24 protein-coding genes are annotated in these 26,867 nt (G+C 54.0%); 8 read left to right on the forward strand and 16 right to left on the reverse strand.

All coding sequences use genetic code 11. From position 1 onward, the window contains the following. Positions 1-834: 834 nt before the first annotated feature. The 4 genes from JR346_RS00380 (at position 835) to JR346_RS00395 (ending at position 6,344) form a co-directional block, all read left to right on the forward strand. Entirely contained in the window at positions 835-3,807 is a 2,973-nt protein-coding gene (locus JR346_RS00380; RefSeq protein ID WP_205482510.1) for a DUF3427 domain-containing protein, read from the forward strand. A 404-nt stretch (positions 3,808-4,211) separates the two neighbouring features. Next, positions 4,212-4,955, forward strand: a complete 744-nt coding sequence (locus JR346_RS00385) for a DUF6318 family protein (protein WP_205482511.1) — start codon at positions 4,212-4,214, stop codon at positions 4,953-4,955. Then, positions 4,948-5,901, forward strand: a complete 954-nt coding sequence (locus JR346_RS00390) for a hypothetical protein (RefSeq protein ID WP_205482512.1) — start codon at positions 4,948-4,950, stop codon at positions 5,899-5,901. The genes JR346_RS00385 and JR346_RS00390 overlap by 8 nt, the downstream gene beginning before the upstream one ends. A gap of 269 nt (positions 5,902-6,170) precedes the next feature. Then, a complete protein-coding gene (locus tag JR346_RS00395) occupies positions 6,171-6,344 on the forward strand; it encodes a hypothetical protein (protein WP_205482513.1) in 174 nt (57 codons plus the stop codon). 185 nt (positions 6,345-6,529) lie between these two features. Here the strand turns inward: JR346_RS00395 and pdxT are convergent, their stop codons facing one another. After that, complete coding sequence (gene pdxT / locus JR346_RS00400; RefSeq protein WP_240333968.1) at positions 6,530-7,132, reverse strand: pyridoxal 5'-phosphate synthase glutaminase subunit PdxT; 603 nt, start codon at positions 7,130-7,132, stop codon at positions 6,530-6,532. 397 nt (positions 7,133-7,529) lie between these two features. After that, positions 7,530-8,456, reverse strand: a complete 927-nt coding sequence (pdxS, locus tag JR346_RS00405) for a pyridoxal 5'-phosphate synthase lyase subunit PdxS (protein ID WP_370592527.1) — start codon at positions 8,454-8,456, stop codon at positions 7,530-7,532. Between the two features lie 83 nt (positions 8,457-8,539). On the opposite strand from pdxS, the gene JR346_RS00410 reads away from it, so the two are divergent. The 3 genes from JR346_RS00410 (at position 8,540) to JR346_RS00420 (ending at position 11,317) form a co-directional block, all read left to right on the forward strand. Beyond that, positions 8,540-10,123 (forward strand): PLP-dependent aminotransferase family protein, encoded by a 1,584-nt coding sequence (locus JR346_RS00410; protein WP_205482514.1) that lies wholly within the window; start codon positions 8,540-8,542, stop codon positions 10,121-10,123. Between the two features lie 68 nt (positions 10,124-10,191). Further along, positions 10,192-10,806, forward strand: coding sequence for a hypothetical protein (locus tag JR346_RS00415; protein ID WP_205482515.1), 615 nt, complete (start codon positions 10,192-10,194; stop codon positions 10,804-10,806). Positions 10,807-10,933: 127 nt separating this feature from the next. Beyond that, positions 10,934-11,317, forward strand: coding sequence for a hypothetical protein (locus JR346_RS00420; RefSeq protein ID WP_205482516.1), 384 nt, complete (start codon positions 10,934-10,936; stop codon positions 11,315-11,317). 98 nt (positions 11,318-11,415) lie between these two features. Here the strand turns inward: JR346_RS00420 and JR346_RS00425 are convergent, their stop codons facing one another. From JR346_RS00425 to JR346_RS00455, 7 genes are all read right to left on the reverse strand, one after another. Next, complete coding sequence (locus tag JR346_RS00425; protein ID WP_204877703.1) at positions 11,416-11,913, reverse strand: hypothetical protein; 498 nt, start codon at positions 11,911-11,913, stop codon at positions 11,416-11,418. After that, entirely contained in the window at positions 11,906-12,517 is a 612-nt protein-coding gene (locus JR346_RS00430) for an Asp23/Gls24 family envelope stress response protein (protein ID WP_204877702.1), read from the reverse strand. Before JR346_RS00430 ends, JR346_RS00425 begins: the two co-directional genes overlap by 8 nt. Further along, positions 12,514-13,080 (reverse strand): RNA polymerase sigma factor, encoded by a 567-nt coding sequence (locus JR346_RS00435; RefSeq protein WP_204877701.1) that lies wholly within the window; start codon positions 13,078-13,080, stop codon positions 12,514-12,516. Before JR346_RS00435 ends, JR346_RS00430 begins: the two co-directional genes overlap by 4 nt. Positions 13,081-13,179: 99 nt before the next feature. Further along, complete coding sequence (locus JR346_RS00440) at positions 13,180-13,962, reverse strand: Asp23/Gls24 family envelope stress response protein (protein ID WP_204877700.1); 783 nt, start codon at positions 13,960-13,962, stop codon at positions 13,180-13,182. A 185-nt stretch (positions 13,963-14,147) separates the two neighbouring features. After that, on the reverse strand, positions 14,148-16,406 hold the full coding sequence (locus JR346_RS00445; RefSeq protein ID WP_255521895.1) for a cation-translocating P-type ATPase: 2,259 nt from the start codon (positions 16,404-16,406) through the stop codon (positions 14,148-14,150). A 91-nt stretch (positions 16,407-16,497) separates the two neighbouring features. Then, on the reverse strand, positions 16,498-16,716 hold the full coding sequence (locus JR346_RS00450) for a heavy-metal-associated domain-containing protein (RefSeq protein WP_204877699.1): 219 nt from the start codon (positions 16,714-16,716) through the stop codon (positions 16,498-16,500). Positions 16,717-16,790: 74 nt separating this feature from the next. Beyond that, the gene (locus tag JR346_RS00455; RefSeq protein ID WP_205482517.1) at positions 16,791-17,117 is read right to left on the reverse strand and encodes a metal-sensitive transcriptional regulator; all 327 of its coding nucleotides are present in this window, start codon (positions 17,115-17,117) and stop codon (positions 16,791-16,793) included. A 135-nt stretch (positions 17,118-17,252) separates the two neighbouring features. Between JR346_RS00455 and JR346_RS00460 the strand changes: the two genes are divergently transcribed. Continuing rightward, positions 17,253-19,331 (forward strand): glycoside hydrolase family 15 protein, encoded by a 2,079-nt coding sequence (locus JR346_RS00460; protein ID WP_205482518.1) that lies wholly within the window; start codon positions 17,253-17,255, stop codon positions 19,329-19,331. 103 nt (positions 19,332-19,434) lie between these two features. Here the strand turns inward: JR346_RS00460 and JR346_RS00465 are convergent, their stop codons facing one another. The 7 genes from JR346_RS00465 to JR346_RS00495 form a co-directional block, all read right to left on the reverse strand. Continuing rightward, positions 19,435-20,280, reverse strand: coding sequence for an anti-sigma factor domain-containing protein (locus JR346_RS00465; protein WP_205482519.1), 846 nt, complete (start codon positions 20,278-20,280; stop codon positions 19,435-19,437). Next, positions 20,270-20,875 carry a sigma-70 family RNA polymerase sigma factor gene (locus JR346_RS00470; RefSeq protein WP_205482520.1) on the reverse strand — a complete coding sequence of 202 codons (606 nt, stop codon included), beginning with the start codon at positions 20,873-20,875 and terminating at the stop codon, positions 20,270-20,272. Before JR346_RS00470 ends, JR346_RS00465 begins: the two co-directional genes overlap by 11 nt. Positions 20,876-20,934: 59 nt before the next feature. Beyond that, positions 20,935-21,360 carry a hypothetical protein gene (locus tag JR346_RS00475; protein ID WP_205482521.1) on the reverse strand — a complete coding sequence of 142 codons (426 nt, stop codon included), beginning with the start codon at positions 21,358-21,360 and terminating at the stop codon, positions 20,935-20,937. A gap of 420 nt (positions 21,361-21,780) precedes the next feature. Continuing rightward, positions 21,781-22,092 carry a hypothetical protein gene (locus JR346_RS00480; protein ID WP_205482522.1) on the reverse strand — a complete coding sequence of 104 codons (312 nt, stop codon included), beginning with the start codon at positions 22,090-22,092 and terminating at the stop codon, positions 21,781-21,783. Between the two features lie 90 nt (positions 22,093-22,182). After that, on the reverse strand, positions 22,183-23,151 hold the full coding sequence (locus JR346_RS00485; RefSeq protein ID WP_370592584.1) for a bile acid:sodium symporter family protein: 969 nt from the start codon (positions 23,149-23,151) through the stop codon (positions 22,183-22,185). A gap of 542 nt (positions 23,152-23,693) precedes the next feature. Continuing rightward, a complete protein-coding gene (locus JR346_RS00490; protein WP_205482523.1) occupies positions 23,694-24,791 on the reverse strand; it encodes an ABC transporter ATP-binding protein in 1,098 nt (365 codons plus the stop codon). Positions 24,792-24,949: 158 nt separating this feature from the next. After that, positions 24,950-26,281, reverse strand: coding sequence for a M48 family metallopeptidase (locus tag JR346_RS00495; protein ID WP_240333969.1), 1,332 nt, complete (start codon positions 26,279-26,281; stop codon positions 24,950-24,952). Between the last annotated feature and the right edge of the window lie 586 nt (positions 26,282-26,867).

The following is a 26,867-nucleotide window of genomic DNA, read 5'->3' on the forward strand; positions in this document are numbered from 1 at the left end:
CGTAGTTTCAGTAGACAGTGACTTTGGGAAGGCTCTACTCATTGCGGGCAGGCGGGTAACGCCCGAAACTTTTACGCCCTTCATCCGCACATGCCGGGTCACCCAGCAACTTGTAGTTTTCTACGGTGCTGGCACGCTGCATCCGGCAGTGAGTGACGATGTAGTGACTGCTTTTTGCGATGAGGTAGGCACCCGTCAGCCTGTAAGTAGATGGTGCGACGCAGTGTCTTTTACCGAGATGCAGAGAGCAAGACTACTCAGGCAAGTCGCGCTCGCACAACGTTTGGTGGGTGAACACGCCGTAGGTATAGAAGACGCAGCGCGAACTTCCGAGGTATTGGGTTTTGCGCTCGCCCTCTTGGGGTCTGTAGACCGTGATTTCGGTGCCCCTTCCCTCATCTACAATGGATGCCTTGTCATAAGCCAACTGGAATGGGTATCAAGGCACCTACTCACCGGAGGCACAGAAGTTCTTGTAATTACAGGTTTCCACGCTCGGTGGTGTGAAGAAAAATGAGTGCCCACCGGGCAGCCTACTCGACGAAGAAGAAGCAAAAATCTAAGCTGCTTGTATGAGTAATGCGAACGAAAAATTACCTTATGGGCTTTATGAACTTGCGAAGTCACATCAAAACCTTGCACTAAGTATTCCAGAAGACGCGGAGTGGTCAGAAACAGTTTGTCGACGCAGATGACGCTCTGCATATCCCCTCACTATCGCGCTATGTTGCTGAGCGAATTACTCATCACCTTGAACAAGCAACGCCTAAAGAACGTGTAGCAATCGTTAATTCTCTACTGAGTCAGTTAGGGTCTGAGCTAGGCGAAGACAGGTTGGAATCTACCGGTGATAAAGGTGCGCTCATACAGCTAACGGAGCTTAAGCCTAAAACGCAGACGCAGCCATCAGCACGTCCTGCTACTCCCCTGTCAGAGGTGGCTCTTCTTACTAACAATCCTAAAGAACCGAGCCTTTCGGACGAAATTCAGCGTGAGCTAGAGAGCGCTGACCGCGTGGACCTTTTGTGCTCTTTTGTGAAGCTATCAGGCATTAATATTCTGAGGAAACAGCTGAGCTTTTTGAAGAGTAGGGGCATACCCTTTCGTGTTTTAACTACGGTATATATGGGGGCTACCGAGCGCCCAGCAGTTGACAAACTGGTTAAAGAGTATGGTGCCCAAGTCAAGGTAAGTTATGAGCAAAGAGTAACCCGCTTGCATGCCAAGGCATGGATTTTCCACCGTAATTCTGGGTTCACCACCGGATATGTAGGTAGCTCTAATCTTTCACATGCAGCTCTAACGGATGGTTTGGAATGGAATGTGCGCGTTTCGAATTCAGTTACACCCGGTATTTTGCGTCAGTTTGAAGTGGCTTTTCAGAATTATTGGGAGTCAGATAGTTTCGAGAGCTATGACGGCAGCGATGAAGACGGTGCCAAACTTGAGAAATCTCTGCTCAATGCTGCGATAGGTAGAGGTTCCCAGCGGCGTCCAAATATGGCCATCAACTTTTCGCATGTTGATGTTCAACCTTATCCACACCAGTCGTTGATGCTTGATGAGCTTCACGCTGAAAGAGGTAAAGGGCATCATAAGAATTTGGCTGTCGCTGCTACAGGTACTGGCAAAACTATATTCTCTGCACTGGATTATCGCAGATTATGTGAAGCTGCCGGTGGCCGTAGATTGCGTCTACTTTTTATTGCACATCAGAGTGAAATCTTAAATCAGGCGCAAAGTGCATTTGCAACGGTTATGCGGGACGAAAGTTTCGGCGAATCCTTATTCGATGGTAGAAAACCAATTCACAACGAACATATTTTCGCAACCATTCAAACCCTTGCACAGGGTGCTATGGAGGAGTATTCACCGGACTATTTTGACCTCATTATTATCGACGAATTTCACCACTCGGCGGCACCGAGTTATCGCAAAATACTGGATTACTTTAGGCCTGAGGAACTGTTGGGACTAACCGCGACCCCGGAACGTACTGATGGGACAAACGTTGCAGCTGAGTTCTTTGAAGGACGTATAGCAACCCAGCTTCGCTTGTGGGATGCGCTTGAAGAAGGTTTGCTGGTGCCTTTTCACTACTATGGCATCGATGATGGTACCGATCTCAGCGAAATTAAATTTCACTCGGGAAAGTACAATGAGTCTGATCTGACGAAGTACTATATGAGTCACACAAGACGTACGCGCATCATCTTGCAACAGCTGGAAGACAAAATTGCTTACCCTCAGCTGATGCGAGCTATCGGTTTCTGCGTCAATGTGGACCACGCAAAATATATGGCAGAACAATTTAATACAGCTGGTCTATCTGCTACATATCTTGAGGGAAACAGCACACTCGATGAGCGCACTGAAGCAATCCGTCGTCTTAAAAATCCTGATGACAAACTGTGCATAATTTTTACCGTTAATCTTTTTAACGAAGGTGTTGATATTCCTGAAGTCGATACCTTACTCATGCTTCGTCCTACCCAGTCTATTACGTTGTTCCAGCAACAGCTGGGGCGAGGGTTGCGTCGTACGGCCGATAAAGCGGTGCTCATTGTCTTGGATTTTGTGGGTAATCAGGCTAGTGGTTTTAGGTTTGATATGAAGATGCGCTCTTTCACGCGCGATGGTCATATCACAAAAAGCTTCATTGAGAGTCCTGAACTTCCTGTTGGGTGTAATTTACAGCTAGACCGCAAAGCCCAAGATCAAATTCTTAGAAGCATTAAGAAACAACTTAACCCCAAGGTTCCTGCAATGGTTGACCAGCTAAAAGTATTTGTTGAGGAGGAAAAGAAAAAGAACCTCGATGTTGTGGTTACCGAGTTGCTCGAGCCGTACCTCGAAAAGCACGGTTTAGAGCTGGCAAACATATATGGTAGGTCCGTTGCCTATAAGCAAGGACAAAACAAGAAGGGGCTCACTTTTACTTTCTTGCTGGATGCAGCCGGGCAAATCCCCCAAATTCCTTTGCTTTACGAAGAAGGTTCACGGGTGCAGCAGATTGCTAATCGTATACGGGCATTAACCCATGTCAACGATGCGCAACGGGTTGATTCCTATACCAGATTCCTTACAACAGATATAAGTGAATCCCAGATGACCTTAGCTGAAAAGCGTATGGCATGGGGTCTAGTATTTTCTTTTTGGCCCTACGGAAAATTTGAGGCGGGTAAAGAGAACCCGGTAATGACTCTTGACGAGGGCCTAATCGAGTTGCAGAAGCACCCATATTTCATCAATGAGTTACTGCAGATCTGGGCTTACAAGCTTGATATTGACCGGCATCTTCCTCAACAGAGTGCATCTCTAAGTCCAGATATTCCTTTATTAACTCATGCATCCTATAGTCGTGAAGAGATATATGCTGCGCTGGGGGCGCACGAGGGTGACAAGTTTACTAGCCCCGGTGGCTCTGTAAGCGGGGTATTAGAAGCTAAACAGACTAATACGTTGGCATTGACAGTTACTCTTGAAAAGTCAGAAAAGTATTACTCACCAGAAACAATGTACAGAGACTATGCCATCACAGAGAAGAAATTTGCATGGGACTCTCAGAACCGAACGACCCCAGAAAGCCGTCTGGGAAAAATTTATCGACACTGTTCGAATAAAGGTGAAATGCCCTTACTGTTCGTTCGGTACGTCCGTGAAGATGGTATGGGAACAAGCCCCTTTATGTTTATTGGTTCGGTGAGTTATCTGGCTCATACTGGCTCGCAGCCTATGCACATTACTTGGGATTTGGAGAGGGATTTGCCTGCTGAAATGTTTAATCTTGCGAGAGCTTCAGCTTAAATGTGGAAGTTCAAAGCCTAAGGTTTAAAGCGGACCTCAATATTTGGTCTTTTTGCTCCGCCTGCTGGGGAATTTGGGTTTCTATATGGTCAGCTTTACTTCTTGTAGAGCCAGTGATCCACCGGTTCTCCGCTGCTCCCCTCGCCTAGCAAAGTTGAAGCCTACTTGCGCCTAGACTTCATTCGCTGATTTTAGCGTAAAGTTCGATGAGATTTTGTGACAGGTTGTTACGGGCGCGCTGGTATGCCTGACTAGGACGAACGCACCTGCTGGGGAAGTTATCCACAAGTTACTTGGTAGTAAGGTGCGCCAGCTTGCCCGCTGGGCTATCTTACAAGGTAACCACTAGAACCACGCGAACCATATCGAGTACTCGCACTGAACCTCTAAGGAGACAACACCCCATGTGCCTTATGCCCTCAAAAAGTCTTGCTGTCCTGGCCCTTGCCGGGGTAGCTCTTGTTGGTTGCTCGGCAAAAAATGAAGCAACTGCTGAATCAACGGCTAGTGCAACTGCTTCAGTATCAGAAACTCAGTCGACTGCCAGCTCTAGTGCTAGTAGCTCGGAACCTGAAGTCTCGCCCCTACCCACTCTTGCTAACGGTGAGGAGGTAAAACTAAGCGATGAGGAACGTACCGCGTATGAGGCGGGGAAGTACGTGCCTGCAACTGAAACCCACCCCGCCTTGAATGTTCCTAAGCCTGTGATGCCTGAGCTTGCGAAGGAGCAGAGTTTTGAGGGGGCGAAAGCGTTTATCGAGTACTGGAACGAGGCAAATAACTATGCCATTCAGACCGGGGCTACTTCTATGGCTATGGATGCTACTGGAACGGAGTGGAAAGAACATCGAGCACTTTTAGATGAAGTTAATAAGATTTATGTTATTAAAAATGGCTGGCTGTCTGGAGCAAGCTATCAGGTTGAAGTGCCCGACTATGGGTACCAAGCTCAGATGGATAACCAAGTAGATATCGTTGTTGTACTAACTCGCTCAACTGGTGTTGTCTATGATCAAAATGGTGCGGTAGTAGAGGAGACGGGTGTATTTAATAAAAGTTCACAGCCAACCACGATGACCCTTGGATATGAGGCAGGTAGGTGGTCTGTTGCATCTTCGAGCGGAATAAATGGGGTTGATTATGAATAAAAAATTCATCCTCTCTGCGAAATCCTTTTTCCTCGCAATTTTTATCGTAGGGGCTTCATCCTCGGGTGCATTCGCTGATATGTTTGCTGAGGCAGATCAGAGCGTTGTAAATCTTCATACGCACGAGTCCGTACAGGAGCAATTAACTCTTGGCATTGAATATGCACAGCAAGAAAGCATTTCAAATTATGTGCCTGAGAAGGATCCCCACCAGTACGCCTACACTGAACCCTGTACCGTGCAGTCTACTGATTGCAACTTGAAAAAGTGCCAAGCTGGTGAGAACACGGGCGTCTTACTGTCACTTCTTTATGCTGACGCTAACGCCGCCGTTGAGGGAGTCGGTGCTCATATTGATTGGGATAATCAAAACAGGTTGGCTGGGTGGCAGCGTGCTGGTACTTTTTGCTCGGCTATCTTGGATGCTCCTGAGAGTGATGCGCCTGCGCAGCAGCTGATTATTACCGTTACTAATGAGGATTTTCGCAGTCTTAATGTTTTACCTGCCAGCATTATGGGTCAGGGTTCTGGGCATACGTTGAAGAACTTCAACACAAATTTGTGGGCTGATGCTCAGGAGCAGACTTTTGATACCCAGATTAGTGGGCGCAGTGTGCGGGTTGTTGCTACTCCGGTGAGTTATATCTTCGATTATGGTGATGGAACCACCATTACTAGCTTCAGCCCTGGCTATGGGTTGCCTGCTGGTCAGGAGTGGGCTGATATTCCTACTGATACTTCTCATGTTTACACTGAAACCGGTGACTATAACGCTACGGTGACCACTGTTTACAGTGGTAGGTATTCTGTGGAGGGTGGCCCGTGGTTGCCGGTGGCTGGCACTAATGAGGTGGTTTCTGATCCTCGCGTGGTGCGGGTGTGGAAGGTGAAGGTGGGTAACGTGGCTGAGGACTGCCTGGCGAACTCAACAGCCTGGGGCTGCTAACCCAAATCCTGCGCGTCCTGAAAACTGAAATCAGCACATATTAACCGAGAACTGTGTACCCTTAGAACCGCTGTTGGCGAGTTCGGAGACTGGTTTTGGTGCGCCTCTTCGTCGCTGAACGTCGCGTCCCAACCAATGTAGTTGCGCTCTGCCTCATCAACACGTCTGCCAGCGCGAACACGAACGTTAACAGTCTTTTCTGGAATCTTCTCAATAAAAGGGGCACAGCAATTTCCACTTGCAGCGCAGGAAGCACCAGTAAAAACGCTATGAAGAAAAAAGAACTGGCAGAAAAGTTTGGTCTCATCTCTTACTACGCTAAGGGTTACACCGATTCATATTTGGGTGTAAAAACTGCGAAAGTTAAGAAAGAGAATATCGCCCAGCTGGTTCAGCTCACCCTTGACGCCATGGTTGCAGCTCAAGAAAGTGTCTCACCTTAAGAACTGACGTGAAGCCTCCACCTGTCAATGACGGGTGGGGGCTTTACTTTTTCTCTCTGAAGGTAACCGTCATGTTCGAGTAACCGCACCGGTCGCAGCAATGAGCCGCTATACCTCTTACAGCTTGTCTGAATCCAACAGGCTTAGAGAGTCGTCCAAAGGATCAAGTGCTGCGAAGTCCATCCTTACACTAGTGCCAGTAACTCCTCGTGTACCCTTGTATCGCCGGTGAGTTCCGGGTGGAACGAAATGCCGATGATGTTGCCCTGGCGCACGCCCACAACCTCACCGCGATACTTAGCTGTAATGACAACATTTCCACCAACACGCGAGATACGGGGCGCACGAATAAAGACTGTTTTTACCGGCGTGATCTCACCCGCGACGGCCTGCCAATCGAGAACCGCCTCAGCAGAATCAACCTGCGAACCAAAGGCATTGCGTCCTACCGACACATCCAGCACCCCCAGCGACTGCTGACCCGGTGCAGAATCATCAATCTCCCGCGCCAACATAATCAACCCCGCACAGGTGCCCAAGGTTGGTAGCCCGCTTTCAACCGTATCAATGAGTGGCTCACGCAGACCAAAGATGCGCGTCAGCCGGTCAATAGTAGACGACTCCCCACCGGGTAGCACCAGGGCATCCAAGCCAACCAAGTGCTCAGGTTTCTTGACGAGAACGACGCGCGCCCCCAACCTCTCAAGCACGGCGGCATGCTCGGCAACGCCACCTTGCAAAGCCAAAACACCAACAGTTTTACCGTTGCTAACAAGAGCATCAGCCACGAAAGAACCCCCAAAGAATGTGATTACAAAAAGCCAAAGACCCTGTACACCGACGGACGCACGCGACAACGACGTATGGACAGAGCGAAGCGGAAGGACGCCTAACGCCCGCACACAAAGCGAAGGAATCAGTCGCAGAGCAGCGTCCAGAGGCGTACCCCTCCCACAAGTCAGACAAGGCGCTCACAAGCTCGCAGTGCAAAGCACATTCTGGGAATCTACCCCCAAAGTTCACCAGCGCCAGCACTAATCTTCTCTACTCCACAATTTTTACTTCCTCGCACGCTCGGAAAATACTTATTGGTGCTCGCAAGCTCGCACTGCCCTCTACTCACCGCTTCGCTGTGTTCGCAGTAAATATGATTTTTTGGTTCGCCTGTCGGCGAAAAAATCATATTTACCAGCCTCTCTCCGCCAGGCGGTGCGGTGCCGGAAGATCCGACACATTAATCCCCACCATCGCCTCACCCAAACCACGCGACGCATCCGCAACAGCCACCGGATCATCAAACTGCGCCGTCGCCCTCACAATCGCCCTCGCGCGCGCCTGCGGGTTGCCCGACTTAAAAATACCCGAACCCACAAACACACCGTCCGCGCCCAGCTGCATCATCATCGCCGCATCCGCAGGGGTCGCCACGCCACCAGCCGTAAACAGAACCACCGGCAACTTACCAGTGCGAGCCACCTCAAGCACAATGTCATAAGGAGCCGCCAACTCCTTCGCCTTCACATACAAAAGATCAGGCGAAACCGCGTGCAACGCCTGCAACTCAGCGATCTGGGTTTTGATAGTACGAATATGCTTGGTCGCCTCAGAAACATCACCCGTACCAGCCTCACCCTTAGAACGAATCATCGCCGCGCCCTCAGCAATACGACGCAACGCCTCACCCAAGTTCGTCGCACCGCACACAAAAGGAACCGTAAAAGCCTGCTTGTCGATATGATTCACGTAGTCAGCGGGGGAAAGCACCTCGGATTCATCAATGTAATCAACCTTCAGCGCCTCAAGAATCTGCGCCTCCACAAAATGCCCAATGCGAGCCTTCGCCATCACTGGAATAGAGACAGCATCAATGATGCCCTCAATCATGTCGGGGTCAGACATACGTGCCACGCCACCCTGCGCGCGAATATCAGCGGGTACCCGCTCCAGCGCCATAACAGCTACCGCACCAGCATCCTCAGCGATGCGCGCCTGCTCGGGAGTCACCACATCCATAATGACGCCGCCCTTGAGCATGTCAGCCAAACCGCGCTTTACCAGGGGTGAGCCGGTGATGTTTTCGTTAAAAGTCTTGTAATCAGTCATGTCTTTCATTCTGAACCCGCATCTGGTCTACTCTAAGAACCAGAATCACAAAGAATTTTTAGACCAGATGTATTCTCCGAGAAAACCCCACCATGTCCCGCTCTTCCGGCCCCGCCGAATTACCGCTTGCCATCAGCCGTGATGTGCCTGAGTCGATTCCTACCCAGCTCGCTGAACAGCTGCGCGCTCACATTCTGGCGGGAACCCTCGCCCCTGCGGACGCGCTGCCCTCAACCCGCGCGCTGGCGGCACGGCTTGATATTGCCCGTGGGTCGGTGGTTGCTGCCTATGAGCAGCTTTCCGCTGAGGGGTACCTTGAAACATCTAAAGGTGGCACCCGCGTTACCAAAAACTTGAAATTACAAGAAGTTCTTGGGGCTCGCTCAGGTGGGACTCAACCGGGGCACCTTCCTCGTAGCCAACAGGTGATGCTCTCAAACGGTGAGCCTTTAGTAGCGGGTGGGGGAGTGCGTCCGCCACGACCACCTGTACCGCCTAGAAATCGCACTATTAACCTCACTCCTGGCAGTCCCGATACTTCACTCTTGGCGAGTACTGCCTGGCGGGCGTCCTGGCGTGTCGCTGCCGCTGAACCCACCGCCAATTACGGTGCATCAGGTTCGCCCGCCCTGCAATATCAACTCGCTGAGCACCTGCGTACGATGCGCCACACGGTCTGCGCTCCGCACGAAATTATGGTGACTGCCGGTGCGCGTGACGGTTTTCGTTTGCTGTTGAGTTCTCTGCGAACCCAGCGCCGAGAGAGACCGCTGCGTATCGCGGTGGAGAACCCCGGCTACCCTTCGCTGTATCAGATTCCGGCGGTTTTTGGGCACGAGATCATACCTGTGAGGGTCGATCAGCACGGGCTTGACCCCGCTTCTTTGCCCGCTGAAGCTCCCGATCTTGTGCTGGTTGCCCCGAGTCACCAGTACCCGCTTGGAGCGTCGATGCCGGTCACCCGCCGCCTTGAACTGCTGGACTGGGCGCGGGAAAATAATGCCTACATCGTTGAAGATGATTACGATTCAGAACTGCGTTACGTGGGCGATGCCCTTCCGGCGCTCACTGCTCTTTCGCGGCAGCATCCTGATGATCGAACAATTATGCTGGGGTCTTTTTCTAAGACGCTGACCCCCGCTCTCGGTCTGGGGTTCATGCTGGCACCGGTGTCTCTTCACACTGATATTTTGCGGTTGCGGCGGGTCATGGGTAACCCTGTTTCAGCGTTGACGCAGGATGCCGCTACTCATTTCTTTGCTCGGGGTGGGGCGCATCGGCATATTGCGCGTATGCGCCGGGTCTACAGGCAACGCCGTGAAACCCTTGTGACTGCTCTGGCGCAGAGCCGGTTGCCTGACTGGGTGAATGTGCTCCCTATGGACGGCGGTCTTCACTTGGTTCTTGAGTTCACCGGTGTCTACGCTAGTGCAGGCTATGAGACGCTTGTCTGCGAAACTCTTATGCGAAGCGGGGTGGAGGTAGCGGCTTTGGGGGACTACTGGGCGCACGCTGCCCTCACCTCTCGCAGCCTGCCGCCAACTGGTACGGACGTGCCTTCTGATGCCCAGCGAACTTTTGGCGTAGTGCTGGGTTTCGGTGTTGAGGCGCCGCATCGTTTGCAAGCTGCTGCGCAGAAGATGACGCAAGTGCTCGATAGCATGGGTGTCGCCTGAAGATCTTTCCTGAACAGTTGCCCCTGTGTACTACCATTCTCACCCTGAAAGAAACTAAGCTAGGGAACGTGAATTTTTCTCTTGCTGCGCGCCGTTTTGTTGCGCCGACTCTCGCCTTGTCCTTGGTTTTTGTGGTGTACGGTCTTATTACCGTTTTCTGGCAGCGACCTACTCTTGATTTTGCTGCGGTGCTGATGAGTATTTATTTTTTGTGTATGGGTGGTGCGAGTTTTTTGAACTCGCGTGCAGCGAGCACTGTTGCCTATGAGGGGGATTCTCGCCGGGCGGATGCGAGCCTGCAGGACGCGCCCGTCGGGGTGAATATCGGCAGCGTGGGTCAGCTGTGGCGTTCGTTGGCGATGATTCAACTGGCAGGTGGTGTTCTCCTGCTGGTGGTTCCTCATACTGAGCTGTGGATGACTCTTATTGGTAGCATCATTCTGGGTCTTACCGGTGTGGCGCTTTTGCTGATGGGTTTGCGTGTTAAGAATGTTCTGCCCACTGATAAGGATTGGCGCATAGCCGGGTTTGTGACCGTGATGTCAGCCTTGGGTCTCACCGTGCTCTCAGATTTGGGCGCAAAAGCTATGTTGGGTGTTACTGCGGGTGGTGCGCTCATTGCCGGTATCTTCATGGTGATTGGCGCTATTTCCCTGCGCGGTCAATCCAAAAATCACCGTTAGTAGTACTCACTAAGGGCGGCGTTTACTGAGCGGTAAGTAACGCCCCGCCCCGTCGTAATACTGAGTACTTCTGGGTGGTGGCGCGGGTAGAGTAGATTGAACACTCTTTTGTGGGAAGGAATTCTAGGTGACTCAGAAACGTGGCGGCATGAAGGAACAAATTAAAGGGCCGCTTCTTATTGCGGTGGGTCTTGCCCTCGTGGCTTTTTTTGGCGTGGTGCTCTTTGCTACCGGTGGCACTAATAACCCGCCTAAGGTTCCCCTTGCGGCGTCTGTATCAGGTGCTGTTTTTGTGGTTACTCTGGTTATGTGTGCAACCCTCATGATGATTGAGACACCCAACGACGAATCCCTCGGCAAGGGCTCGGGCATCAACCGCTCCTCAGCGAAGCTCTATGCTGAAGCCCGCGCTAAGCGCGAAGCAGCAGCCCGAGAAGCCTCTAAGAATAAGACCTCATCAGCTCAGCACAGTGACTCAACAGCTCACACCCCTGAGCAACCGAGCGCCTAGAAAGACCCACTAAAGACTTTTACATGCACAAGGGGGCGCATCTTGAGACTTCATAGAAGTCAAGACGCGCCCCTTGCACATACCTCAAATTGCCAGTGTTAAACGTTCACAGCCTCAAGATTGATGACGGTATCGTCATCAACATGCTGTCTGATAGCAGCTGTTGCGCGGCGCAGGACGTCCGGCACGCTTGCTTGGCGACTGACGCCTAAACGAGCGGTTACGCGCAGGGGTTCCTCTGAGCCGAACGACGGTGCGCCTGCGGCGGTGTCTCCCACGGGTGAACTGGCACGCTTCATCACATCAGTGGCACCTTCCACCATAGAACTAATCGCAGCACCAGCGGTCCCAACCGCCTCACCCAACATCTGAGCCGCTGTAGTTGTGTCATGAGCGGTTTGCGGCTGCTGATCATTTCCGTTGTTCAACACCGCCGAACTCACCATGCGCAAGGCACCACCGACCAGGGGCGCGTCCGCATACAAACGCTCAACACCCTCAACCTCGCAAACTGCCTTGTACAAGGTGCCCAGCAACTGCTGATGATCGCTCTCATCACTGTGAGCAGGGTCTTCAATATGCAATATTTTAGGCATGAGGCGGCTCCTCGGGCTTAGCATTGAGCTCCGTTGCCGGCGAGTGGACGTCCTCAACCGTGATATCTACAGCCACAAGATTCAGCTCACTCGTACGGTCAATTTCTTCAAGGACGCGCGCTCGCACTTGCTGCGCCGCATCGGGCACCGCGGTGTTTTGGCGGACGGAAATATTCATTTCCAGTGTGATTTCGGCGTCGGGGGTCTCAATGTCACCGTGCAGGCGAACCTTGCCGACTAGAACGCCGCTGACGCTCTCGCCGGCGCGGCGAGTGGCAGAAAGAATAGCGCCCTCCGTCACGCTGAGCGTGTCGAGGGGGTGATCGCCGGTCAGCGGAATGGCGCGCCCCGCTTTCGTCTCAAGAATAAGATTCTCCAGCAGAGTTTCAACCCAACCAACGTGTGCTGTTTGGGTGTTCTCATCTTCATCGATGAGTTCCTGGGTGGCGCGTTCTAAGCGCTGCAAAGCTTCAAAACGTTGAGTGCAGGTAGGGCAGTTTTCAATGTGTTTGCCCCGGCGCTGGTGCTCGGCACCGGCGATACCGCTGTGCTCATCGTCAAGCCAGATACTCAGGTCTTCAAGGGGGATGTGATTGCTGTTCACTTCCATTCCTCCATTTCCTGAACTAGTTTGACGCGTGCGCGGGCGAGTTTTCCGCGTACGCTTGCGGGTGAGATTCCCAGCAGTTCGGCGATTTCCTGGTACGACGAACCACCTATTTCACGCATAATCCAAATCTCGCGGGACTGCTCTGGCAGGGTCTCAAGAGCGTGGGCGAGAGCGTTAATCTGGGAACCGGTGATAGCACTCTGCTCGGGGGTTTGCTCTTTTGCGTGAGATTCTGCAACAGAATCAATCGAAACATTCGATTTGCGGGTGCGAATGAGGTCTATTGCTTTTCGGCTGGTGAGGGTCATGAGCCAGCTGCGTACTTTGCTGTGGTCTTCGAGGGTGTCGAGTTTCTTCCACGCTTGGATAAAGGTTTCTTGTAGAACGTCGTCAGCATCTGCGGTTGTGCCGGTAAGGCGAATGGCGTAGGCGCGCATCGCGGGTGCATGCTTACGTACCAGTGCTTGAAACGCTGCTTGATCCCCGTTACTGGCTCTTTGGCTCAGCAGGGCGTCGGTTAATTCGCCGGCGTACTCCGCAAAAGTAGAAGACGTCATCGGTTTCCCTTTGTAGTGGGTATAGGGGTAAGAGACGCTCTCTCACCAAGTAATAAGTTTATATTACTGTCTACTTTCTCGGCAGGTAGACCCGAAAATTTATGCACCCCCTGTAGTGGAGTGTAGCGAAGATACCTCACAGGAAAGTGACTCCACCGTGCGCCCGAGAAGTCTCTCGAGATGAGCGGTGAGGTGTGGGGATGCGCTTTCAATGTGGGTGTTGATGGTGCGGGTGAGGGCCTCTGACCCGTTCTCAAAATCTTGCTGGCTAAACTTGGGGTTATTGCCCAGTAGGCGTTGCGCTAGGGGGGTTTTTGCTGAAATCGCAAGCCCCTGCGTCCGTTCGCTGACGCGCGTAGTTACCTCGTCATCGGCAACCCCGTAGGCGGCGGCAATGAGAGAGGTGGCGACGTCTTCGTAGGCACCGGTGGTGTAGGTAATCGTCAGGTTTTTATCGGGGTTGTTGGTTGTCGGTGCGGACGCGCCTGCGCCCGAAGACGAACCGGCGGGAAGATCATCTATAGACCCCACCTCAACGCTGGCAACTTCGACGGTAACAGCTGAGACACCGGTGCCGGTGAGCTGTTCTATGTGTTCAAAAATGGTCTCGCCGACAGAGTAAGCAACATCGTGTGGAAGGTGCCCCGCACTGGTGTTGATGCGCACAAGAATCTGAAAACGCCCACGCTCGTACTTGGCGGTTACACCCTGTTTTTCGGGGTGCTTATTATCAAAGAGAGAAAGAACCGTGCCCATTACACGCCCCATGGGGCTGCCCAGTGATTTCACGCCGGGAAAATCGCTCAGAAGAATACCGACCATCTTTTCAGCGGTTGCCTCGGTAACGATGGTGCGTCCTTGCACTGTTTGAGCTTCAGTCACTGCAATATCCTCGGTAAAGATAGGAGGCGACGCCGATAAACGGTAAGTGGAAGGTGCCTAACGACGCCGCCATAGTAAGACGGGGTGATTAATCGATGTGTCACGCCGAAATATAAAACTTTTTCTTACTACCAACTTAGCAGTACACCGCTAGCAGGCAGAACTCACCTACCCGATGATACGGTTTAGGGCTTCCACACCGTCAGGCGCATGGAGTTAAGCACCACGAACACCGAGCTGAACGCCATAGCAGCCCCCGCAATCATGGGGTTGAGCAAACCTGCCGCCGCCACCGGAATCGCCACCGTATTGTAGGCAAAAGCCCAAAAGAGGTTGGATTTGATGAGTTTAAGGGTGGCTTTGGAGAGCTTGAGAGCGGTGGGCACAGACTCTAATTCTGAGCGCATCAGGGTCATATCGGCAGCTTCCATTGCAACGTCGGTGCCTGAACCCATCGCGATGCCCAGATCAGCCTGTGCCAGAGCTGCTGCGTCGTTAACACCATCACCCACCATCGCCACGCTGGCACCTTCACCTTGCAGGGCGCGCACCCGCTCTACCTTCTCTTGCGGGGTCACCTGCGCATACACGTTGCCCGGTTCGATACCCACCTGGGAGGCAACTGCCTCTGCCACAGCGCGCGCATCCCCGGTCAGTAGCACGGGGGTAATACCCAGCTTCTTAATCTCGGCAATCGCCGCCGCGGCACCATTCTTGGGGGTATCTTGCAGACAAATTAGACCCACCGCCTGATTCGCCACCGCCACGGCAACGGTTGTCAGTCCGCCGGTTTCTTGCTTGTGCAGTAGCTCCTTCTGGGTGCTTGTGAGTGCTACCCCCTGTTCTGTCAAAAAACTGGGTTTGCCCACCAGCACCGCGCGTCCATCTGCCAGCGTTCCGCTGATGCCACCACCGGCAAAAGACTTGAAATCGCTGACCTGTGGCAGGGCGGACGTGTGAGCCCCCGCCGCCGCAATCGCACGGGCAAGAGGGTGTTCGCTGTGGTGCTCAACAGCGGCAGCCGGTACTAAAACATCAAGATGCATATCAGCATCTGTAGCAAAGGGGTACACAGCCATGACTTCAAGGTCGCCGGTGGTGACCGTACCCGTTTTATCGAGCACCATCGTTGATACCTTGCGGGTATCTTCAAGAACCTGGGCGCTTTTAATAAGAATGCCCAACTGCGAACCCCGCCCTGTACCCGCCAAGAGAGCTGTAGGGGTTGCCAAGCCCAGAGCACACGGGCAAGCAATGACCAGTACCGACACTGCCGCCACAAAAGCACGCGAAACATCACCGGTTACTACCAGCCACCCCACCAGGGTCAGTAGAGCAAGCACCAAAACTACCGGAACAAAAATTGAAGAAATCCTGTCAGCCAAACGCGCAATAGGAGCCTTCGACGACTGCGCCTCAGCCACCAAATGACCCATCTGCGCCAGGGCAGTTTCAGCACCCACACGAGTTGCCTCAACGGTTAGCGCGCCCGAAGTGTTTACGGTGGCACCCGTGACCTGACTACCCGGAGCAACCTCAATGGGAACAGACTCACCCGTCAGTAAAGACTCATCAACCGCAGAGGTGCCTGTTTTCACCACACCGTCCGTTGCGATTTTCTCACCCGGACGCACCGAGAAAACATCCCCCGGCAGAAGATCTTTCACGGGAATCCGAATCTCTTTATCATCCTGTATAAGGGTTGCTTCTTTTGCTCCCAGATCTAGCAGGTTGCGAAGCGCCTGCGAAGAACGTCGCTGCGTCCGCGCCTCAATGTAGCGGCCCAGCAGCAAAAACAACGCCACCATGGTCGATGAATCAAAGTAAAGATTGTGGTCGTGCGCGCTCATATCCGTCATACCCGCGTGCCCCGCATGAGCGGTCACCATAGGGTCTAAGAAAAGATTGGCAGCAGAGAAAAGGTAAGCAGAAATGACGCCCAAAGAAACGAGGGTGTCCATAGTGCCCGAAAAATGCCGGGCGTTAATAGCTGCCGAACGGTGAAAAGGCCACGACGCCCAGGTCACCACCGGCAGCGCCAAGAGCGCAACTACCCACCCCCAATGAGCAAATTGCAGGGGAGCGAACATGGTAATCGCAAAAACCGGCAGTGCGAAAAGCGCAGCCACCCAGATGCGTTTTTTCAACATCTCGGGCGAATGCAAAGATGTTGTATCAACCTCAGCGGGCTGCTGGTCAGTTTTCAGCTGCGCCGTATAACCTGCCTTTTCAATGGTTTCAATCAGCACCTCGTCGCTGATGCCTTGCGGGGCAATTACCCGCGCTGATTCCAAGGGCAGGTTGACGGATGCGTCCACCCCCTCAAGTTTTCGCAACTTACGCTCAACACGACCAACACATGAAGCGCAGGTCATGCCGCCAACGCTCACATTCACGATGCGGGTAGTAGCGGGCGTGGTAGAGAAACTCTCAAGGGGAGGCACGGTGAATCCTTTATCTCTAAAAATCGAGAGTGCAATTTAAGACATGTTTTCGCGAAAAAACGGTCTTAAATTGCACTCTCAGCGAGTAAAACTAGTTGGTAACAACCTCAAAGCCAGCTTCAGCAATAGCAGCGTTCACTGCGGTCTCGCTGATGGGGTCAGTGTGCTCAATGGTGATGGTTGATTCGCCGTCTTTGACAACGTCAACAGTTACCTCATCAACACCCTCAACCTCAGAAACCTCTTCGGTAACGCTCAGCGCGCAGTGGTTGCAGGTCAGACCGGTTGCTCGAACGGTAGTAGTAGCCATGGTGTGCTCCTTTTTTCTTCTCTATATTTCTTAGGGGCTCTTGCCGCGGGGGCAAGAAAACTAGGGGGCGCGTGTTAGCTACGCATCATGCGGGTAATAGCGTCGGTGGCTTCTTTGATTTTCTCGTCAATCAGACTTTGATCGCCGGTTTTCTCCGAGGTGATAGCGGCATCAACAACGCAGTGGCGAATGTGCTCTTCCAGCAAGTTGGTAGAAACCGCGTGCAACGCCTTATTAATAGCCGCAACCTGGGTGAGGATATCGATGCAGTACGTGTCGTTTTCGATCATGCGCTGAATACCGCGCACCTGCCCTTCAACCCGGCGCAGGCGCGTAAGGTGCGCGTCCTTAGAACTGTGATAACCGTGAACCTGGTGGTCGCAGGTGCTTCTCTTGCTCATATCCTCCACGCTATACCCCCAGGGGGTATATTTTCAAGACCTTTCCACCGTCAGCAGAGAGCAACAGGCAACCGGTTACAGGAACGGGAACTTTTTACCCCTGCCGCCTACCGTGTCTTTGGTAGGCTTAGGAGCATGGCTTCTTATATCGAGGACTACGCTCTGCTCTCAGATATGAACACCGGCGCTTTGGTTTCGCGTGCGGGTTCAATTGACTGGTTTTGCGCCCCGCGTTTCGACTCCGGCGCAGTATTCGCTGCCCTGCTGGGGGAGCGCGATAGCGGACGCTGGCTGCTTGCTCCGCTAGAGAGCGTCAATCCGAACCCAGTTGAAGAAATCAAGATTGAGCGTAGCTACCGCGAAAACACTTTCGTCCTGCAGACGGTGTGGTCTGTGGGGGACGCATCGGTGCGAGTCACCGACTTTATGCCGCTGGCTGCGGGCACCTCGATTGTGCGTAACGTGGAGGGTCTCACCGGTGAGGTCACCATGTACAACGAGTTCGCACTGCGTTTTGATAATGGCAAAACCCAGCCGTGGGTAACTCGTTATGAGGGCGTTATTGACGCTAACGGTGTGCCTGATCCTGATGAGTCGATGCTGGTGGGCATGGCTGGTCCGCACGCCCTGGTGTTCCGCGGCTCGCCGATGCCCGACGGTCAGCCTGACCAGCACGCTGGCACTTTTACCGTGACTGCCGGTCAGAACTACGTGTTCACCCTCTCTTACTTTGCATCTAACCAGAACCCGCCTGCGCCCATCGACTACCCCAAGGCACTGACCTACGCCGAAGAGCAGTGGAGCGAGTGGTCCTCGCTGTACGTTGATGAGGTTCCTGAACCCACACCCACGCAGTCCCAGCCGGTTGTTGCAAGCGAGCCGGAGGCATCCACGAATCCTGTGCCTCAGGTGGCACCACCTGCAACCGATGTAAGTGTCGATGCCCAAAGCATCGAGGTTACCCGCGAGGTTGACAGTGAAGTTATTGAACCCTCAACCCAGACCATCTCTTTTGAGGTGGACGCGGCAACCTACGAAGAGTTCGCTCAGACCAGCGCTAACCCCGTCGTTGAAGAAGACGATGAAAACGCTGCTTTTGACGCTGAATTGCGTGAGGCTCGCCTGCGCTCGCTGCTTGTGTTGCGCGCGCTGATTTCGCGTGAAACCGGTGGTTTGGTTGCTTCTGTGACTACTTCCCTCCCCGAGGTTATCGGCGGTAAGCGCAACTGGGATCACCGCTTCGCTTGGCTACGTGACGTTGCTATGGCAATGGACGTTACCCTAGCTCACGGTCACGAACGTGAAACCGCCCAGCTGCGTAACTGGATGCTGCGCGCGCTTGCTAACAACCCCTACAAGTTGCACTCGGTGTACGGTGTTGCTGGCGAGAAAGATGATCTTGACCGCCGCCTGGCTCTGACCGGTTATGAGGGGTCTCAGCCGGTGCGTTCGGGTAACGGTTCGCATTCCTATTTTCAGGGGGACGCGCTGGGTCAGGTGCTGGCTACTTTCGCGAATCTGCGCCGTCACGGCGTGGGAGAAGACCACCTCTCGTGGCCGCTGCAGCAGGCTCTTTTGAACTCTGCGGTGGAGCGTATTGGTGAACCTGACCGCTCAATTTGGGAGATGCTGGGTGAACCCCATGTATTTACTCACTCTCAGGCGATGCTGTGGGCTGCTTTTGATGCCGGTGTTACTGCGGTAACTGAGCACGGTATGACGGGGGACGCCGAGGTATGGGCTGAGGCTCGCGACCGCGTGGCGGCTGAGATTTTGGAGCACGGCTATAACGAAGAGATGAACTCTTTTGTGCAGACCTATGACGGTATACACGTTGATGCCTCCCTTTTGCAGCTCGCTCACATTGGGTTTGTGGCGTGGGATGATCCGCGCATGCTGGGCACAGTGGAGCGTATTGAAGCTGAACTGATGCATTCATCGGGCATGATTTACCGTTACATTAACCGTGATAATATCGATGGTTTCGAGGGGCAGGACAACCCACACTTTGGTGCTTCGCTGTGGCTTGCCGAGCAGTACCTGCGTTCTGGTCGCACCGAGGACGGTCGCCGTCTGCTGCGTACTGTTTTGGATCTTTCCAACGACTTGGGTTTGATGAGTTCTGAGTATGATTTTGACTTGGGACGCATGAGTGGCAACTTCCCGCACGTCATTCCACACATCGCGCTGATTCGCGCGGTGGAGGCACTCTAAAGAATGCTTTAAACGCCGGTGGGTGCGGCTCAGAAAAATCTTGAGCCGTACTTACCGGCGTTTTTATTTTTAAGTTTTGTGCAGGGCAGTGCAAGCGGCAGAGCTAGTTGTTCTGCGCCATGACGTCGAGCATCAGGGGTTTGTCGCTGGGGGCTGTGGCAGTTGCGTCCTCAACAGTAATGCCGAAGTCCGTTACCTGACTGAGATCCTGCCCGGTCATTTCGGTGAAGACCTGACCCACCGACCCATCGTTGAGCGTGCCTGAGCCTACAATCTGCCCCTCTGCATCGTAGAGCCAGATCATGTAAGCCTTTCCCTCCGGTAGCGGGGGAAGGTCAGCGGTAGCGATGGCAGCCATATTGTGCGAGGGGGAATAGACCACAGAAACGTTGGAGCCGTCCATGTTGCCTTTCGCGAGAGAAACATCCTCAGCCATGCTGATTTGATCGACTAATGCGGTGCCTGCGCTCTGCTGTTTCAGGGCAGTTAGCTGGGTGCGCGTGTCCTGCAACTGCTGGTACTGGGTGAAGCCCCAGCTACCTGCAACCAGGGCAGCTGCCGCCGCAACGAGGGTGAGCGCCCGCCAAGTGCCACTCCAGCGCTCCTGGGCTCGGCGCTGCGCGCGAGAAACAGGTGCATCAAGGGGCGAAATGAGATGTGCTGATGAAAGTGAGGGGTCTTCTGCACCGGGTAGGGACGCGCCGTCCTCTCTAGCCGGGGGCTTAACCTGCGGTGTGCTGCGTACCTGCTGCATGAGCTGCGCCTTGAGGTAGGCGGGCGGAGCAAGGGGCATAACCCCCAAACCTATAGTTGCCGCGACCTCCTGGGCATCCCGCACCTGTTCCCGCGTTGGCTTATCAAGGGCAGCCTCAAAAGTCGCCCGCTCCTGCCCGCCCAGGGAATTCAGGGCGTAACCAGCCGCGTCCTCACTCAAGAACTTATTGCTCACCGTAAACCCCCTCCAAAGCAGTGCGTAACGCCAACAAACCCGCCCGCGTTCTAGATTTAACAGTACCCAAGGGAACATTCAGTGCCCCGGCAATATCGCGTTGCGTCAGACCACCAAAATAGGCAAGGGTAATAACTTCTGTGTACTCCACCGGCAAGGACGCCAGTGCTTGAGCCACATGCTCAGCTTCAAGATGGGAGTTCACCGTCTCGTGGACGTGCTCATACACCTCTTGAAATTCCGCAGTGCCCTGAGACATATCACGGTTGTAAGAAGCCTGCACCGACCGCACCCGGTCAACTGCGCGCCGATGGGCAATCACCATCACCCACGACCTCGCTGAACCCTTCGCAGGGTCAAACAGCGGAGCCTTCTGCCACACCTCCAAAAATACCTCTTGGGTTACCTCTTCAGCGTGACTCTGATCGCGCGTGACCCGCCACACCAGCGAATAAATATAAGGCGCAAGCTGATCGTACATCCGCTCAAAACACTCTTCACTACCCGTAGCAGTACAGGCGATGAGCTCTTTCAACTGATCCTCATCAGTTGCGCCCACCGCCTGAGATGCCGGGTACAGGGTACGGTCTGTCATGCCTCTTATGCTACTCGTTAGCTCTACGCGAGCATGAATAATCCCAGTGTGATGTCGTGTTACTTCTTCATATCGTCCATGCCATCAGACATGCCGCCCATATCGTCCTTCATCATCATTGACTCGTCCATCATAGGTGAGGGCATCATCGACTCGTCCATCATCTTCTTATCCATGTCATTAGACATGCCGCCCATATCGTCCTTCATCATCATTGATTCGCTCATCATGGGCGAAGGCATCATGGATTCATCCATCATCTTTTCTTTATCCATGTTGTCCATCTTGTCGTCCATCATGGGAGACTCACTCATCATGGGTGAGGGCGTCATGGACTCTTCCATCATGGCTGATGAGGACGCCGGTGCTGAGGTTTCTTTCATCATGTCACCGGTTTTTTCGGCGTTAGCGCCGCAGGCTGCCAGACCCAGAGCGAGGGCTGCGGTTGAAACTACCATGAATGAACGCTGTGCAAAAGTTGCCACGATTTTCTCCTTGAGAATGATTTTTACCAGCCCTTGTTGGGGCGTTGACATAAAGAGTTCGTAGCCGGGTGCGCGAGCGGTTTAAGTTTTTTAAGAAAAACTTTAAAACTTTTCTATGAGAGGGGTGATTGCGTTCTGCTCACTGTGACCGTACTCTGCTCAGGTGACCGCGTTTATCGTGGTCACCTGAGCAGAACGTGGTCACTAGTGACGGGAGCCTGGTCACCTCTGAGTAGAGCCTAGTCGCATGAGGAGCAGAGCAGAGCGGAAGCAGGGGCGGGGTGGACGCAGGGGCGGGCAGTCGGGCGGTCGCGCGTCCTGAACCTGCCTGCCGTGAATGAAACTTCACCACAAAAATGCGCCCCACGACCTTCAACAGTGAAGGCGGCGGGGCGCACCACAAGTGTTTAACTTATTCTTTTACCGGTCATCATCATTATCTGAATCATTGTCGGTATCATCGACGTCGGCGTCCTTATCACCCTTATTGTCCATGTCATTCTTGTCGTCGCGCTCGCCGTTAGCGTCGTCGGCATCCTTATCTGCGGTGTCGGGTGCGTCTGACTCGTTCATGTCGTCAGTGTCTCCGGTGTTGATAGCGCTGGGCTCAACGGTTGAGGTGGGTGCCTGGGTGGTTTCGGTTTCGGCGGGTTTTGAGGCTCCACACGCTACTAACCCGAAGGTGAGAACGAGGGTGCTGAGAGCTAAAAGTGGGGTGCGTGCTGCGGGCATCGTTGCCTCCAAGGGTAAAGATAGTCAGTAGTCTGTTCTTTGTACTCTAAACCTCTTACCACGATCTTCGCAACACCCTGTGAAGCTGTGTTACTGCTCAATATTGCTGGCTTTTGCGTAGGCTGCTGCCCGCCCGGCACAAATCATGAGCTGCACTTGGTGAAAGATCATCAGCGGCAAAATAAGCAGCCCTAAGGACGCGCCGCCGAAGATAATAGCTGCCATGGGCAACCCGGTGGCGAGGGATTTTTTGGTGCCGCAGAATTGAATGGCTACCCTGTCGGCACGGCTGAATCCCAGGCGTTGCCCAACACTGTTGGTTAGTGCCAGCATGCCCAATACCAGCAGTATTGAAAGACCTACCAGTACCAGTAGCTGCGGGGGTGAAACGTGCGTCCATACCCCATCGACCACTCCCGCAGAAAAAGCGGAGTAGACCACCATACCAATTGAGGTGCGATCAACGTGTTTGGTGATTTTCTTTTTGGCTAGGTTACCTACCCAGCGCCGCAACAGCTGGCCCAGTACGAAGGGTGCCAACAGTTGTAGGGCGACATTCACAAAGACTTGCCCTGAGATAGTCAGGGAGTCTGAGCGCACGAGCAGCATGACTAGCACTGGGGTAGCCACCACGCCCACTAGGTTGGAGGCACTTGCTGCCACGATGGCACCGGCAACATTACCGCGTGCTACTGATGTAAAAGCCACCGACGATTGAACGGTAGAAGGCACGAGACTCATAAAGAGCAGTCCCAAATACAGTTCATTGCCAATAACGTATTTAAGCGGAAAGAGCGCCAGCCCAATCAGCGGGAAGACCAGGTAGGTGAAAGCGAGAATGGTGCTGTGCAGCCGCCAGTGTTTGAGACCTGCCAGGGCTTCTTGCGGTGACAGGCGTGCGCCGTAGAGAAAGAACAGCAACGCAATTGCCGCTTTGGTGGCGAGCGAGAAAGAGTCGGCGAAATCCCCGCGTGCGGGCAGCGCAATAGCGAGAACCACCGCCGCAAGAATCATGAGAATCAGTGGGTCTGGTTTGCGAAGAAAAGTTGGTAGTGGCACTGTTCTAGTCTACGGCTGGGCGGATGCGTACACGAAGAATAGAGCTGAGCGTTCCGGTGGTAGCAAGAAACCAGTGAACTAGAAAAACTACCAGCAACATCGCTGAAAGGGCATGTCAGCCCATGTTGTAGGCACCCAAGGAGCGCACTCCTACGGGGAAGGTGAGCGCTCACCAGGCTGGTGAAAAAAGTAGCCCGCGGGCAGTAACGTTGCGTCCTGACCTCTGAGCGAATACGCAAAGCCTGATAGGGGCGGTGCCTGCTGGTGTGGTCTGGAGTGGCGGTGCCGGGTGTTGATGCACGAGAAGGCATAGTTTTTAGTTTATAACTGCTCGTTCTCCTACGCCCGCCTCGGGTGTGACCACGTTATACCCAAGGTGACCGCGTTGATTGCGGTCATTTGAGCACAACGTGGTCACAGGTGAGTAGAACCTGGTCACACCGGGGGGGGAAGGCGTTGGGGGGGTGGGTGGAAAGGGCGAAACGTGCGTGCCCAGCTAGCCCGGTGCGCGTCCGCACGGTATACCCGCCCCTGAGTTGCTCTTAGACTTGCAGGTTTTTCCCGGTGTCAGCGTCAAAAAAGTGTACTGCGCCGCTGGGCTTAATCCAGATGTTGCTGTCGCGGGTGAGAGTACGCGCCGGTACTCGCACCGCCACGCACTGTTGCAGATCAGCTCCGTACCCGGCGAGTTCTACCTCGTCGGTGCGAATGTAAGCGTAGGCGTCCGCGCCTAATTCCTCGATGGTCTCAACACGCCCCGCAATACCTTTGCCCTCGTCGGTGAGTTCTAGATGTTCCGGTCGTATGCCCAGCAGGACGCACCCTGCGTTCCCCTGCTCGGTATTGGTTTGAGGTAAGGGCAGGACGAAGCTACCTAGAGAAGCGCCCTCGCCAGTCACGGGGCACCGAAAGAAATTTATCGAGGGTGAGCCTATGAAACTGGCAACAAAAGTATTGGCGGGGTGGTCGTAGATGCGGGTGGGGGTGTCGAGCTGTTGCAGTACCCCCTGGTGGAGCACTGCTACGCGGTCGCCCATTGTCATTGCTTCTATTTGGTCGTGGGTGACGTAGAGCGTGGTGATACCCAGTTGCCCGGTCACCTCTGAAATGTGGGCGCGGGTGTGCTGACGCAGTTGGGCATCCAGATGTGAGAGGGGTTCATCCATGAGGAAGGCTTGGGGTTGGCGTACGATTGCGCGCCCCATTGCCACCCGCTGCCGTTGTCCACCTGAAAGCTCTTCGGGCTTGCGGTCGAGGTAATCGGTGAGATCCAGCTTTGCCGCTGTCTCTTCAACTGCGCGCTGGATAAGATCGCGGGGCTGCTTGGCGACCACCAGTGGGAAAGCCATGTTTCCGCGCACTGTTAGATGTGGGTAGAGGGCGTAGTTTTGAAAAACCATGGCAACATCGCGGTTTTTCGGTGCCACGTGGGTGATGTCTGCACCGTTAATGAGTATGCGTCCGCTCGTGATGTTTTCTAACCCCGCTAGCATGCGCAGGGTTGTTGATTTTCCGCACCCCGAGGGACCTACAAGTACCAGAAACTCGCCGTCGGCGACCTTTAGATTTAAGTTGTCTACTGCTGGGCGTAGAGCGCCGGGGTACGTGCAGGTGACGTTCTCAAAGGTGATGGTGGCCATGATTTCTTTCGGTAGCTGCAAGGTATGCCTGCGTGCGGACGCGGGTTTCTAGTGTATCGCGGGCATCTGAGCTGTGAGCTGACCTGCCGAGAGCGCAATTTTGAACATGTTTTGCGTGAAAACCTGTGCGAAGTTGCACTCTCGGCAGGGCGCTGGTTTTAGTCTTCGGGTTGGCTTTGCGGCTGGGCCTGACCTTGCCCCTGGCTCTGCGGTGCGTTCTGTGCTGCGCGCATCCGCTCTTCGCGTATATGTGGGGGCGCCCACTGGGTTTCGAGCATGTCTGCTACGCGGCGGTCGCGGTGACGGGCAGGTACTTTCTGTTCGACCTGAACAATACCGAAGTGCTGGTTGTTTGGGTTTTCGGGGTAGGTTGCCATGTAGTCGGTTGCCTGCAGCGGGTCTGCCCAGGTCTCTGCGGGTTCGGCGGCAGGAATCATAGAGAGCGGGTAGGGCGGGTTATTCTTGGGGCGCCAAATGAGGCGTCCGGGTTCTGAGCGGTCGCGCAGGGCGTGGGCGCGCCAGGTGCCAACGGGGTGGGATGCGTTGAGGTTGGCGATCCAGGTGAAGAAGCCGCCTTCGTAGACAGCGCGGTTGGCGTATTCGTCGAAGTTCACCTCGTTCATGAGGTATTTGCCGGCGGCTAGGACGCCGGTGACTTCGGGTGCGCCCTGGGGGCAGAAGCGGTAGCCGTAGTTATCGGCGGTGTATTCTTGGGTGCGGGAGAGAATGGAGCCGACCAGGGGTAGTTGCATAAAGAGCGAGGTGAATATTAGGCGGAAGTAGCTGACGTGACCGGCTGCGATGTGCCCGACTTCGTGCCCGATAATGAAGCGCAGAGCGTTGGGGTTGCGCGGTGCGCCGCCGATTTCGAAGAGGTCTGAGTAAATCACAATGAAGCGGCGGTGCCCGTGGCCTGAGGCGAAAGCATTGATCTGGCCGTTGCCGAGCATTACGTAGGCGTCGGGGACGCGGCGTAGACCGGCGGCACGGGCTGCTTCTACTATCATTTGGTAGGCTTCGGGAAACTGTGTGGGGCTAATGCGTACGGCGTTGACGCGAATCTGTGCGTACATGAACGCACGCACTAAAAAGAGGAGTAGTGGCAGGTAGACGGCGAGCAGGGTGAGCTGCACCATGAGGCCGATATTGCTGGCGGTTCCTGTGGTTTCATCAACCTCAATCGCCATGAGGTCTGGAATGAACGAGGTTAGAAAGTAGATGCCCACACCAATATAGGTGAAGAGTGTCACACCGTAGGCAGAAATCAGCCAGGGTAGCTCGCCGGGGTGGCGTATGGCGTTAGCGAATTTGAAGGGCAGTAGTGATTGAAAACGGAAGAGCTTAGGACCCGGTAGTGGGGTGAGCGGTCTTTGGCGGGTGTCTTCTGGCATCCAGCCTTGTGAGACGTCGTTGGGTAGCGGGCGTGTGAGCCCTTCGCTGGGTGCGGATGCGCCCTCTGGTGCGTGGTGGTCTCCTGGTTGGTTGTTCATGAGTACCCTTCAAACAGTTTGTGGCTGTGACACTGAATATAAAACCAATCTATAGAGTTCGCGGTAAATATCCAAAGAGGCTGGCGGGGATATGAGGTGGGGTGGGTGCGTTCTATCTGCTTTCTTGATTCAGGTGGTGGGGTTGCAGGTGGGGTGGGTGCGTCTTATCTGCTGTGGGCTGAGAGGTGCCATGCCGCGTCCATGCCCCCTACTGGGTGACTACACATTTCTCACAGGTGGCGGGAACATGATTATACCGTTGGGGTGTAGTCAGATTTTGCTTGCGGACGCGGGTGGTGGGTGTGGGTGAGTGCCTGCCGACGCGCGTCCGCGCCGCTGGTGCTTAACTTCACAAGTAGCCTTATGGTGTGTGATGGTGCGCGAAAACTTCAGGTACTGGAGTGCAGGGTATGCGTGGGAATGAGTATGCTGAACCCTGCATTTCCCCAAGTCAAGCGGCATTTGGTGTGGCATGGGATTGTTCGTGCCGAATTGTACTTTAAAAGATCAGGTATTTAAAAGGAGTCGGTGCGTGGCAAGCCTTTCCGCCACTTTTTATTGCTCCTGAAAAAAGCGAATATATTCC

The organism is Rothia sp. ZJ932 (assembly GCF_016924835.1).
Classification (GTDB): domain Bacteria; phylum Actinomycetota; class Actinomycetes; order Actinomycetales; family Micrococcaceae; genus Rothia.